At 51.8% G+C, this 14,658-nt stretch carries 2 protein-coding genes; both read right to left on the bottom strand.

Going from position 1 to position 14,658, the window contains the following annotated elements; genetic code table 11:
- Nucleotides 1–11 precede the first annotated feature (11 nt).
- Nucleotides 12–3,848, bottom strand: a complete 3,837-nt coding sequence (srfAC, locus tag SB724_RS14665) for a surfactin non-ribosomal peptide synthetase SrfAC (RefSeq protein WP_410571707.1) — start codon at nt 3,846–3,848, stop codon at nt 12–14.
- Nucleotides 3,849–3,882: 34 nt separating this feature from the next.
- Nucleotides 3,883–14,643, bottom strand: a complete 10,761-nt coding sequence (gene srfAB / locus SB724_RS14660) for a surfactin non-ribosomal peptide synthetase SrfAB (RefSeq protein WP_410571705.1) — start codon at nt 14,641–14,643, stop codon at nt 3,883–3,885.
- Nucleotides 14,644–14,658: the final 15 nt, after the last annotated feature.

Below are 14,658 nucleotides of genomic sequence, written 5' to 3'. Positions count from 1 at the left end.
TTCCTCCTTTTCTATCGTGAAGTTGTCAGCTTCAGATGTTCCTTCCTTAGGAATTCGAGCAAATATGCCGCATTCCTTTCGAGACATTCTCCCTGAAGCATTTCTGCGTGAGTACCGCAGCCTTTTTTCACACGGTATTCACCTGTCGTGGCTTCCTCCCACGAAGCGAGCCACGGCGGCATCGCAAAGTCCGGTTCTGACGTTAATAGATCTATATCTGCTTTGACCGTGCCGGTGCTGACGGTATGCACGAAATAAGAATAAAACGCGTTTGTTTTTTTGGCGAGACCTTCTTTGACGGCTTCGTTATTCAGCGCTTCATTGTCCCGGTTTACCTTCATCAGCGCCTGGACATCACTTTCTACGGTGCGGCCTTCTAAGTCGCTGATGCCTTGTTTTTTATAAGAATCAACCATGATCAGCCGCTCCACTTTACGTCCTTCGGCTTCAAGCCGTTTGGCCGTTTCAAAGGCGAGCGTGCAGCCTGCCGAGTATCCGAACATCTTGACCGGTCCTTCCGGCTGGAGCTGATTGATCAGCTCTGTGTAGCGTTCGATGCGGTTGTCTTCCTCGATAAAATCAAACGCACAGATTCGATAGCCGGACAGCTGTTTTGCAAGCGGCTGGTACATCAGCCCGTAACCGAGAACCGGCGGGAACGCAAACAGTGTGTCAGACTGTTTTTTATTCATGATGGTGAGATTTTTCATACCTTTTTCTTCACCGTGAAGCAGATAACCGGCAATGTCTGCGATTGTCGTCGCTTCGAATAACAGCTGCACCGGAATGTCCGTACCGAGCTCTTTTTTAATGCGCGACGCTGCCGTCATCGCTTTTAAGGAATGGCCTCCGAGCGCGAAGAAATCATCATGAATCCCGATCTGCTGTCTGCCGAGAATTTCGGACCAGATGTGCGCAATTGTTTCTTCCGTCGCGTTTCGAGGCCCGATCCATTCTTTCGCCAGCTGAGTCTGATCCGGTTTCGGCAGCTGCCGTTTATTGACCTTCCCGTTTGTCGTTAACGGAAGCTCCTCTAAGAAAGTAAAGGTTTGCGGCACCATGTAAGCAGGAAGCTGTTTTTTCAAGTGCCTCTTTACGTCTTCAGCTGAAAGCGGCGTCCGGTTCACGAGGTAGGCGTTGATTGATGCATCTCCGGACTCATGGCGGTCCGCAACAACGACCGCATCTTTCACACCCGGGTATTCCTGCAGCTGCTTTTCGATTTCTTCAAGCTCAATCCGGTGTCCGCGTATTTTGACCTGGTCATCAATACGCCCGGCGTATTCAATTGTTCCATCCGGCAGCCAGCGTGCTAAATCCCCTGTGCGGTAAAGCGTTTCTCCCGGCTTGAACGGATTTGGAATAAACGTTTGCTTCGTCAGGTCATGACGGTTCAGATACCCTTTTGATACACCCATTCCGCTGATGCACAGTTCACCGACAGCCCCAAATGGCTGAAGCTGATTTTGCCCGTTAAGAATATAAACACTTGCATTGCTGATCGGCTTTCCGATCGGTAATGAGGAAAGGGAATCCGGGATATCGTGCACGACGTGAGCTGTCGCAAACACCGTTCCCTCAGTCGGCCCGTAGCAATTAATCAGCTTGCCAGGCCCCATGATCTCAAGCGCCTTTCTGACGTGAGGCACTGACGCGCGCTCACCTCCGAATAACACGCAGCGAAGCCCCCTCAGCCAATCCTCTCCCGCATCGGTGAGAAGGTTGAAAAGTGCAGTCGTCGCAAACATGACATTGACATTCTCCTGCCGGATCAGGTCAGTGAGCCGTTCTGTATCAAGCAGTGTCTGTTCATCTGCGATAATGAGCCGTGCCGCATTCAGTATTGACGCGTAGAAATCAAAGGTAAATGCGTCAAAGGCGTAATTGGAAACAGATAAGAACGTATCTTTTTCAGAAAATGCCATGTAATCTACATGCTTGACCAATCCTTGAATATTGGCATGAGTGGTGATATTGCCCTTCGGCTTTCCGGTTGTGCCGGACGTATACATAATATACGCGGGATCATCGGGATCAATTGCGGTTGCAGGATCGCTTGCCTGTTCCTCAAACCGTGCTTGATCATCGATGATGAGTGTTGTTCCTGTATACGGCAGCTGAGCCGCTTTTTCTTTCATCTCCTGATGTGTCAGCAGACAGGCTGCCGCACTGTCAGCCAGCATATACGAGATTCGGTCTTCCGGCAGCTTCGGATCAACCGGCAGATAAGCCGCTCCCGCTTTTAATACGCCGAGAATGCCGATCACCAGTTCAAGCGAGCGCTTCGTGTATAACGCGACAACGGAGCCTTTGCCCGCACCTTGCTTTTGCAAACGGCGCGCAAGACGGTTCGCTTCCTCATCTAATTCACGGTAGGAAAGAGTCTGGCCGGAATACGTAAGCGCCGGCGCATCAGGATTTACATTCACCGCTTCCTTGAACCAATCCGTCAGAGGCTTCGCCTGATGAGTCTGAGCCGGCGGGTTTAAGCCGGTAAGCAGAAGCTCTCTTTCCTTTTCATCAACAAGTCTGATCGTATTGACAGGATGATCCGGCTTCTGGATGAGCTGCTGAATCGCAGTGAGAAGCTGAGATTTTAAGCGCAGGATAAACGCCTCATCAAACACATTCCCGTTATAGGCAAGCTTAATCAGCATCTCATCACCTGGAGAAGCCATCAGGTTGAGATCATAATTCGATTTCTCAAAAACGTGTACATCCTCCATATCAAAGCCGTTTTCACTGTTCTCTTCATTTTTTGCATCCTGAAGCGGATAATTTTCAAACACAATGATGTGGTCAATCAGCTTTGGCTGATCGGCTTGGCTTTGGATGTCATAGAGCGGCACATATTGATGCGGCTCAGACTGCAGCGATAGCTCCTGCAGCTGCTTGAGCAAGCCGTTAAATGTGGTATCCCCAGACAGCTTCACCCGCCTCGGAACAGCATTGATAAACAGCCCGACCATATGTTCAACGCCTTTGATTTCTGCGGGACGCCCGGAAACGACTGTGCCGAAGATCAAATCGCCGGACTGCTGGTAGCGGCTGATTAATACACTCCAAACCGCCTGCAGCGCCGTACTCAAAGTGGTATGCTGCGATTTTGCAAGCTCGGTAAATGCTTTTGTTTCCTCCTCCGGCAGTGAGAAGAGCAGCTCATTCGGCTCATAGCCGTCCTTTTGTTTCTTTCTTTGCTCCGCAAATGTCGTTTGTCCTTCAAAATCTTCTAAGTACCCGCGCCAGTAATGCAGTGATGCTTGTTTATCCTGCTTTTCAAGCCACTTGATATAGTCTTTATACGGTTTGACCGGCGGCAGGCTGTACGGCTTTTGTTCGCGCAGGGCATTGTATACCTTAAACAGATCCTGCACGACGATGCCGAAGCACCAGCCGTCCAAAATGATGTGGTGGTAGCTCCACACCCATTCAAAGCTTTCTTCCGATTTTTTAAAAATGGCTGCCCGCATCGGAATATCCCGCGTCAAATCAAAGCCCTTGATCTTATCCTGTTCTTTGTATTCATTGATTTTGGCTGTTTGCTCGCTGTCCGTTACATGTGTCAGATCGATTTCTTCTATCTGAAACTGCCGTTTTTTCAATACGACTTGGACCGGCCTTTTTACTTTTTCGTGAATGAACACGGTACGAAATACATCGTACCGGTCCATGATCACATTCATGCTTTCTTCGAGGCATTTGATATTCAATCTGCCTTTTACTTTCATTGTCATTTGTTCGATGTAAAAACTTTGGCCGGGATTCAGGAGAGTATGAAACAGCATTCCCTCCTGCATCGGCGACAAATAATACATGTCCTGAACTTGATCTTTTTTGAACTGGCTCATCTGCTCCGCTCCCCCCTTCTGTGATCTGTTTTTGTCACGTTAAATTCTCCTCAAGCATGTCAAAGATGTCTCCCATTTCATCCATCTCAAGATCCTGCGCGCTGAAATCGCTCGGCGTAAATTCTTTCTCCTCTTTGGCCGTGCAATGGCGGATGATCATTAAGAGATTGTCTTTAAACCGCTGCATCTGTGTTTCGACGGTGCTTCTTTCATATTCTTCCTGATTGTATGAGCAGGAAATGACGAAGCGGCCGCCTGTAACCATCCCGCTGAAGCTCAGTGCGTATAACGCCTCTGACTCTTCGCTGACTTGACGTCCCATATCATATGGAGACGGCTCAAACCATTCCGTTTTCACTTCATTGTCAAACTGCCCCAAGTAGTTAAAACTGATTTCAGGCGTGACGCCTTGTTCTGTTTCATCGGATGACAGATACCGGAGAATCCCGCATCCTACACCTTTATCAGGAACGCGCCGCACCGTCTCTTTTACCGTTTTAATGACGGAAGAGACGCCGTCTTCCTTGCTGATCTGCAGAATCAACGGATATTGGGCCGTAAACCAGCCGACCGTCCGTGAAATATTGACATTCGGTATGATTTCTTCCCGGCCGTGTCCTTCTAAGTTGATGCCGACTTTGCCGTTTTCTGTCCATTCACCGATCGTTAAGCCGAGCGCGCTGAGCAGAATGTCGTTGATTTCCGTTCCATACGGATGATGAACATCTGTGAGCAGCTGCGCCGTTTCTTCCTCAGTCAATTCACATTTCACGGCCGCCGTATGTTTGACGAGCCGTTTGTTCGGATCATGATCTTTCGGCAGCGGCTGGAGTTCTTCCGCATCTGCCTGCGCCCAATAATCCGCCTGCTTTTTCAGCTCTTCTGATTGCGCAAATGTGTTCAGCGCCTCCGCCCAATCTTTAAAGGAGTGGGTTTTCTGCGGGAGGACGATGCTGTTTTGCTGCTGCGCCTGTTTATAACCTGAAGCGAAATCCTCAAGCAGAATTCTCCATGAAACCCCGTCCACGACGAGATGGTGAATCGCGATTAACAGATGATCGCCTTGTTCTGTCCGGTATTGCTCCGCTTTTAACAGCGGGCCGTTCTCCAGATCCAGACTTCCCTGAAGATGATCGGCAAGCCGCTGAATCTGGCTTTTCAGCATGTCCTCGTCAGTTCCGTACAGATCAACGATGTCAAAGCTTGCCTTGCATTCTGTGACAGGGAGGTATGTCTGAATGATGCCTTCCCTTTCTTCACGGTAAACCATGCGGAGCGCATCATGGTGTTCAATCAATGCTTGCAGGGTTTTTTCCACCAGGTCCGGATCAAAGCCGTCTTTCGCGTGAAGCATGACGGATTGGTTCCAGTGGTGTTTGTCGGTAAAGTTTCGTTCAAAGAACCAGCGCTGGATCGGCGTTAACTCCGCTTCGCCTTCGACAGGTCCCTGGTCGGCCTGCTTGCCTTCCGTCCGCTCCACATAAGAGACGAGCTCTTCGATGGTCGGATGCTGGAAGAGATCCTTCATCTCCAGCTTGTAGCCATGCTGGTTCAGGCGGCTCGCCATTTGGATGCCTTTGATCGAATCGCCGCCGAGCGTGAAGAAATTGTCGCTTACGCCGATCTGATCAAGACCGAGCACTTCCTGCCAAATGTCGGAAAGCAGCGTCTCCATCTCCGTTTCCGGCGCTTTATATACGGCGCTTCCCGCTTCAATGTCCGGTTCCGGCAGGGCTTTTTTGTCAATCTTTCCGTTTGCGGTGACCGGAAGCTCGTCCATCTCCACCCAGAACGCCGGCACCATGTAGTCAGGCAGCGTGTCTTTCAGCGCGGATTTGAGCGCTTCAATATCGTCCTGCTGAGGCGCGACATAGGCGCAAAGCGCGGTATTGCCCGCTTTGTCTTCCACCGCCGTCACCGCTGCGTCATGAACGTCCGCAAGCTGGGCGAGGCGGACTTCGATTTCTGAAAGCTCGATTCGGTAGCCCCGCACTTTGACCTGCTGGTCGATACGGCCGATGTATTCAATGCCGCACTGCGCGTTCCATTTGACGAGGTCGCCGGTCCGGTACATGCGCTCGCCGGGCACGAACGGATCTGCGGTAAACCGCTTCGCCGTTTCTTCTTCACGGTTCAGGTATCCGCGCGCCAGACCGCGGCCGGCCACACACAATTCACCGGCAATGCCTTCCGGCTGCACCTGATCGCCGTCGCCGAGAATATAAACTCTCGTATTGGCAATCGCCCGTCCGATCGAAAGCGATCCTTCCCCCGGATTGATGACGCCGCTTGTCGCGACGACGGTGTTTTCCGTCGGGCCGTAGTTGTTGACGATCGTGTACGGCTGTTTCACCGCCCGCTTCAGCTTGTCGCCGCCGACGAGAAGCATGCGGAGAGAGGTATTTTCCAGCTCCATAAATTGTTCGGCCAGCTGCGTCGGCAGGAAGGTGATGGTCACGCCGTTCTCCTCGAAATAGTGATTTAAGCGGGTGATATCCAGCCGGATCGCTTCGTCAATGACGTGAAGCTCCGCGCCGATGGTCCATGTCGGGAACATTTCCCAGATGGAGGCGTCAAAACCGAAGCCCGCGTATTTGGCGCTTTTATCATCCGCCGTCATGGCGAATGCGTCGTGATGCCAGAAGCACAGGTTTACCAGCGCATGGTGTTCGACCATGACACCCTTCGGCTGTCCGGTCGTTCCTGACGTGTAAATCATATAAGCGAGATGATCCGCCGTTGTTTCCGTCTGCGGGTTCGCTTCATCGTTTTCATCAAGCGGCAGGCTCAGAATGGAGCGTCCGCCGTCAAGCAGAATCGTTTCTCCTTTGTAGCTGTCCGGCACGTCCAGCGCTTCCTGTGTGAGAAGAAGCTTGGCTCCGCTGTCCTGCAGAATGTAGCTGATCCGCTCTTCCGGGTATTCGGGGTCAATCGGCACAAATGCCGCGCCCGCTTTCAGGACGCCGAGTACGCCCGCGGCCATTTCCAAGGACGGTTTCGTCAAAATGCCGACACGTTCGTCAGCCGTGACGCCGCAGTCCAAGAGAATACGCGCGATGCGGTTCGCCCTTGCGTTCAGCTCGCCGTACGTCCATTTCGCGCCGTTGTATGCCGCGGCCGGCCGGTTCGCGTAGCGGGCGGCCGTTTCTTCAAAGAGACGGTGAACCGTTTTGTCCCGCGGCACAGAAATTGTTTTTCCTTTCCATGCGTTGAGGAGAGCTTGTTTTTCAGCATCGCTGATCAGTGAAATCTCAGGCAGCTTTCTGTCCGGACTTTCTGCCGCTTGCTTCAGAATCCGCAGGAACCCGGCGCTCCACTTTTTAATTGTTTCTTTTTTAAACAGATCAGCCGCATATTCAAACTGAAGGCCGAGGCCTTCTTGATCCGTAAAGCCGCCGAGTGTCAGATCGAATTTCGCCGTGCCTTGGTTCGACTCATACGGAGTGATGCGCAGGTTCTCCAGTTCCAGTGTTTCTTTATCCGGATCTTCTGTCGTCACCATGACTTGGAACAACGGATTTCGGCTCATATCTCTCGGCAGGTCAAGCTTCCCGATCAGATCCTCAAACGGATAATCCTGATGCGCCAGCGCGTCGAGATTGGTTTGTTTCACCCGTTCGAGCAGCCCGGCGAAGGTCTGCTCTTTGCGCGTTTCATTGCGAAGCGCAAGCGTATTGACAAACATCCCCGGCATTTCCTGAACTTCGGCGCTCGTTCTTCCGGCTGTCACCGAGCCGATAATGATATCGCGCTGCCCCGTGATTTTGCTCAAAAAGACATGGAACGCGGCGTGAAGCACCATATGAAGAGTCGCTCCCGATGATTCCATTAATTCACGCACCGCTTTTTCCGTTTCACGCCCCGCTCTGAAACGGACGGATTGTCCTTTAAAACTTTGGACCGGCGGACGGGGAAAATCAGTCGGCAGATTCAATTCAGGAAGCTCGCCGGAAAATGCGGAGAGCCAATAACGCTCATGGTCTTTCATCCGTTCGGCCTGCTCAGGTTCATTCTGCCAGACGGCGAAGTCTTTATAGTGCAGGTTCGGCGACGGCAGACTTCCCCCTTTATAAAGGTGAGCGAGCTCTTTGACCAGCATGCTTCTGGACACGCCGTCGGCAATAATATGATGCATATCCAGCAGCAGCAGGTGTTTCTTTTCATTCAGTCTGACAAGAGCGGCCCGAATGAGCGGAGCAGCGCTCAGATCAAACGGCTTAATGAATGCCTGAATGATTAGATTTGCTTTCTCCTCGTCCGCTGCTTCAAAGATATGCAGGTCAATGTCAGCCTGTTCTGCGATCTGCTGCATCGGGCGGCCGTTTTGATCGATAAAGGACGTCCGCAAAGATTCGTGGCGATTGATCATCTGATTGAGGGCTTCCTGAAGCCTTGAAATATTGACTTCTCCTTCCATCAGAAGAACGGACGGCATATTATAGCTGATTGTCTCCCGGTCAAGCTGGTTCAGGACGTACATCCGTTTTTGGGCGGATGATAACGGGTACGCGTCTGCACTGTCGGCCGGCGTGATCATCCGATATCCCTCAGATAACGCCGATTTTTCGATATATGCGGCAAGCAGGCGGACAGTCGGCTGTTCGAACAGCGCTTTTAACGGAACCGTTTTGTCCAGTTCTGCCTGAATATTGGCGAGGAGCATCATGCCTTTTAAAGAGTGCCCGCCATAATCGAAGAAATTATCGTCGATGCCGAGCGTATCTATACCGAGTGTCTGTTTCCAAATGCGGCACAACTTTTCCTCCAATTCCGTTTCCGGCAAGGCTGAAGCTGTTTGCGCCGTTTGGCTGACGCCCGGTTTCGGAAGGGCGTTTTTATCGGTTTTTCCGTTTGCTGTGAGCGGAATGCGGTCTACTTGCACGAAATAAGCCGGAAGCATATGAGACGGCAATGTTTCGGAAAGCTGTTTGCGAAGCTCAGAGCCTTTCAGCTCGCTGCCGGCTTTATAGTACGCGCACAGTTCCGGCAGCCCGCCTTCGCTGACTGCGAGAACGACCGCCTCCTGAATGCCGTTTACGCTTAACAGCACGGTTTCAACCTCTTTTAATTCGATGCGGTAGCCCCGGATTTTCACCTGATCATCCGCACGGCCGATAAATTCAATCGTCCCGTCAGGAAGCCTGCGGACGACATCTCCCGTTTTGTACATGAGGCTGTCCGGTGAAAAAGGATTTGAGAGAAATTTCTCCGCCGTCAGCTGCGGACGGTGAAGATATCCTCTGGCAAGCCCCTTCCCGGTAATATAAAGCTCGCCGCTTGCGCCCGGAGGAACGAGCTGCATTGCTCCGTCCAATACAAGCGCGCCGGTATTCGCGATCGGGCGGCCGATGACGGGACACTGCTCATATTGATCAAGGCGCTCCATATTGATCCGTCCGGCAATGGCGCCGATCGTCGTTTCCGTCGGCCCGTAGTGATTGATGAAGTCGGTATGGGCGTATACGTCATGAAACTTGCGGACATCGGACGTGATGATCTTTTCTCCGCCGAGCACCACTAAACGAAGCGGGCTGAAACGGCGTTCTGCCGCAAAACGGGCTGTATTGACGATCATATGGAACAATGACGGCGTCAGTTTCATATACGTAATGCCGTTTTTCTGTATATACTCACCAAGCTGATCAGGCGCGGTGTACGTCTCTTTCGGCACAATGTGCAGCTCGCCGCCCGCCTGAAGAATAGGGAATATAGCCGTATAGCCGAGATCAAATGCGTAAGAAGACAGCAGCACAGATTTGTCAGCTTCGGTCAAACCGGCTTCACGGCTGAACCATGTGACATAATTGATTAGATTGCGGTGCTCCAGCTGGACGCCTTTCGGTTTGCCCGTTGTTCCCGAGGTATAAATGATATAGGCAAGCTGGTCGGCGCCGGGATTCGTTTCAAGCCGGCCGGCGCTTTCGTTCTGCCATTCTCCGTCTTCCATTACGACCGTTTTTCCTTTATAAACGGCGGCCGCGGTCATGTTTCTCTCATTGACGACCAGAAGCTTCGTTCCGCTGTCTTCAAGAGAGTAGCGGATTCTCTCTTCAGGAGTCTCCGGATCAATCGGGAGAAATGCCGCTCCGGCTTTCATGATGCCGAGAATCGCGGTAATCAAGTCGGCCGAACGATCCATCATAATGGCCACGATGTCCTCACTGGCCGTTCCGCAAGCCTGAAGGTGGCGGGCAAACCGGTTCGAGCGTTCATCAAGCTCACGATATGTCAGACTTGTTCCGCCCGCAACCGCCGTGAGATCAGGCGTTTTTTGCGCTTGCCGTTCAAACAGCGAAACAAAAGTGCCCTCAGGCAGATCCGCTTCCGTACGTTTTTCATCAGAAAGGAGCGCTTCCCGTTCAGGAGCGGACAGCAGGCTTGCATCAGCCAGCTGAATATCCGGATTTTCAGCGCAGGCTTTAATCAGATTGACAAAATGAGCGCTCCAGCGGCGGATGGTTTCGTCCGCAAATAAGGCTTTCGCATAATCAAAGCTCAATCCGACCTCTTCTCCGCGTTCAGCCGCTTCTAAGGAAAGATCAAATTTAGCGACATGATGATGCATAGAGTATGAAGAAATCTCCAAATCTCCGAGCCGCAGGGCCGGGATCTCCATGTTCTGCATATTAAATAACACGCTGAACAGCGGACTCCGGCTTGTGTCCCTCGTTAACGGCAGTTTTTCAATTAATTCTTCAAGCGGATAGCTTTGATGCTCAAAAGCTTGAAGGCTCGCCGTTTTCACCTCATCCAGAAATTGTTTGAACGTTTTTTTGCCGGCAGGATGCGATCGGAGCGCAACTGTGTTGACAAACATGCCCGGCACGTCTTGGAGATCAGGATGCTGTCTTCCTGCCGCCGGAGACCCGACTATGATGTCTTCCTGACCCGAATATTTGGACAGCAGCACTTGAAAAGCGGCTAACAAGAACATGTACATCGTCGTATCCGTATCAGCCAGCAGCTTCTTAATCTGCGCCGTCACCTGTTTATCAAGCCCGAAGATGACGCGTTCCCCTTCAAAACTGCGCTCGGCAGGACGCGGGAAATCAAGCGGCAGATCCAGCACCGGCAGATCGCCTTTGAACGTATCAAGCCAGTAGGCTTCGCGCTGTTCGAGATTTGCTTTTTCACGCTGCCAGATTGAAAAATCCTTATAATGAATCTTTGGCAGCGCAAGCTCCGTGCCTTGATAAAGCTTCGCAAGATCACCGATGAAAATGCCCATTGAGCTTCCGTCCGTAATAATGTGGTGCATGTCAATCAGCAGAAGATGCCGGTCTTCTTCAAGCCGGATCAGCTTCGAACGGACAAGCGGCGCGCGGTTGAGCGCAAACGGCCTGATAAAGGCTTTTGTCAGCTCTTCTGCATCTTCTTCCCGGCCCTCGGCGGTTTCAAGCTCAAACGACACATTTTTATGAATGGTCTGCACAACTTCTCCATCTGCCATGTCAAACGACGTACGCAGTGTCTCATGACGGTTGATTAATGCCTGCATGGCCTCCTCAAGACGCTTTTTGTCTACTGATCCTTCCAGCAAAAGTACAGCAGGGACGTTGTAGCTCGTGCTGGCCTGTCCGAGCTGATTAAGGATATACATCCTGCGCTGTGCTGAGGAAACAGGATAAAGCTTCTGATAAGGCGCTTGTCGGATCGGTTCAAACTGCTGTTCCTCCTCGCTCTCATGCTGCAAATAATGCGCAAGCTCCTGAATGGTCGGCTTTTCAAATAACACTTTAATCGGCACTTCTTTTTGAAAGTGCTCCTGGATTTTAGCGGTCATCATCATGGCTTTTAAAGAATGTCCGCCAATCGTGAAGAAATTGTCAGTCACACCCGCTTTTACACCGAGAATGCCTTCCCAAATGTCCGCGAGTTTCTGCTCCGCTTCCGTTTTCGGCGCTTCGTATTCTTTTTGAACGGCTTCAGCCTGAGGCTCAGGCAGCGCTTTTCTATCAATCTTTCCGTTCGCCGTCAGCGGAAACTGATTCATCTGGATGAAGTGCGCGGGAATCATATATTCCGGAAGTGATTCCGAAAGCGTTTTGCGCAGGTCTTCCGGCGAAAGGGCTTGGTCTGCGGTAAAGTAAGCGCAGATTTCATTTTCATCCGCTTTATTTTTCCGGATCACAGCCGCAGATTCCGTCACATTCTCCGCCTGGCTGATTTTCGCCTCGATTTCGCCGAGCTCGATTCTGAAACCGCGGACCTTTACTTGGTTGTCAATTCTGCCGAGAAACTCGATCGTGCCGTCCGGAAGCCACTTCGCCAAGTCCCCCGTCCGGTATATCATTTCATCCGGTCTGAACGGATCGCGGACAAACTGCTTCTCCGTTAATTCAGGCAGATTCACATAGCCCCTTGCCACTCCGCTTCCGCCGACGCACAGCTCACCGGGCGCGCCGATCGGCTGGAGGTTGCGGTTTTCATCCATAATGTACGCAGTGGAATTTCCGATCGGCTTCCCGATCGGGATCGAGCCGTCGTAGTCCTGATCAATGAGAAAACTCGTCGAAAACGTCGTATTCTCCGTCGGCCCGTAGCCGTTCCAAAGCGACAGCTCCGGTGATGCCTTCCTCACTTTGCTGACGATATGCGGCACAAGCGCATCACCGCCGATGATGAGGTGCCGGAGCGTGTTAAACATGCCGGCATCCTTTTGGGCAAGCTGATTAAACAGCGGAGACGTCAGCCACATGGTCGTGATCCGCTGCTCTTTCAGAAATTGGGCAAATTGTCCGGCGTCAAGCAGCGTCTCTTTTTTCACCGGGTGCAATGACGCTCCGTTCAGCAATGCGCCGAAGACTTCGAAGGTTCCGGCATCGAAGCTGACGGCTCCCGTTTGCGCCATCCGGTCTTCTTCATGAACCGGCACGTAATTCGAATGTTTGACGAGCCTGATGATATTTCTGTGTTCAATCATGACGCCTTTCGGTTTGCCGGTCGATCCGGATGTATACATGATATACGCCAAGTCGTTGCCGCCGGCCGGAAGATTCAAGTCTGTTCCGCTTACCGTTTCATCCGCGCTTTCATCCAGCATGACGACCGGGACTTGCAATGCGCCCGCTTGTTCTTGATAGTCCTGAACTGTCAGCACGAGCCGAATTGAGCTGTCTTCCGCCATAAAGCGGAGACGGTCCTCCGGAAAAGCCGGATCAATCGGCACATATGCGCCGCCTGCTTTTAGGACGGCAAGCATTCCGACAACGGTTTCCGCAGACCGGTCGTTCATAATAGCGGCGGTCCGGCCTTTTTCCAGCCCGCTCTTCACAAGGTGTCTCGCCAGGCGGTTGGCCGCTTCGTTCACTTCACGGTAGGTCCATTCGCGTCCCGCTTCTTTTATCGCGATGCTTGCAGGCGTCCGGTTTGCCTGTGCTTCAAACAAACGGTGAACGGCCTCCTCTTCCGGAAGCGCCGTTTTCGTATCATTGAATACCTCAACAATCTGCCGCTCTTCTTCGCCTGAAACAAGGCCGAGTTCCCGCACGGGCGCGTCAGGCGTTCCGACCGCGGCTTTCATCATGCGGGTCAGATGGTGCGCCGTTCGTTCGATGGCATCATGAGCGAAAGCCGCTCCGTTGTATTTGATTTTGACAGTCCACGTTTTTCCCGGATACACGATGAGATTGAAATCAAAGCTCGTCTGCTCAAAAGCATGTTCAACTTTAATGGAAAAGCCGAGTCTTTCCTCCATGCCCCCGTTTTCCAGCTCTTTGTCCAGCGGATAGTTTTCAAACGCGACCAAATGATTTAAGAGGCTGCCGTCCAGGGCGGAGCGCTTTTGAATGTCATAGAGCGGCACATAATCATAGCGCTCGGCTTCCACGGCGTTTTTCTGAACTGCCGCCATCACGTCCGAAAAGGCTGCATCTTTGTCAATCTTGATTCTGACGGGAATTGTATTGATGAACAGCCCCGCCATCGTTTCTATTCCGTTGATTTCTGAAGGACGGCCTGATACGACGGTGCCGAACACCACATCGTCTGTATAGTTGTATTTGCTGAGCACCGCACCCCAAACGGCCTGAAACAGGTTAGGCCCCGTGACTTGATGCCGGTTGGCGGTCTGCTGAATCTGCGCGACCAGCTCCTCATCCCAGACAAAAGAATATTCTTCATTTTGGTAGTCTTTCTTTTCTGCTGCCAGACGGCCCGGGAGCAGGCTCGGCTGTTCGAAATCCGCCAGGCGGCTGCTCCAATATTGTTCCGCCTCCTCATAATCCCGGCCTCCGAGCCATTTGATATAGTCAGAGTAAGGTTTGCCCTGGCTTCCCCCGGCGGGCCGGCCGGCACGAAGCGCTTCATAGTTTTGAAACAGGCTTTTCATCAAAACGCCCATACTCCAGCCGTCCATGACGATATGATGATTGCTCCAGACGAGATACAGCTCCTTCTCACTGAGTCTGAACACCGCCGCTTTAAAAAGAATATCCTTCGCCAGATGAAAGCCCTGCTGCTGCACGCCGCGTTTATAGCGTTCGATATACTCAGTTTGGCGCGCTTCATCTAATTGACTGATATCTTCATAGTGCACCTTCGTCTTCCGCTCCGCTAATACGACTTGGCGCGGTTTTTGAAGCTGCTGGTGCACGAATACCGTACGCAGGATGTCATATGTCCGGATCAGCTCATTGACGCTTTTTTCAAACAGCTCAAGCTGAAAGCTTCCGTGAATCCTAAGCTCTAATTGTGTGAAGTAGGAGGAAGAATGCGGATCAAGCAGCGCATGATACAGCATTCCCTCCTGCATCGGTGTGAGTGCATACACCTTTTGAATTGATTTTTTGCTCATATGTCACCTCTGTCT

Source organism: Bacillus sp. SIMBA_031 (assembly GCF_046535225.1).
Classification (GTDB): Bacteria; Bacillota; Bacilli; order Bacillales; family Bacillaceae; genus Bacillus; species Bacillus velezensis.
The sequence above is the reverse complement of the archived record's forward strand: the minus strand, read 5'-3'. Positions and strand labels throughout refer to the sequence as shown.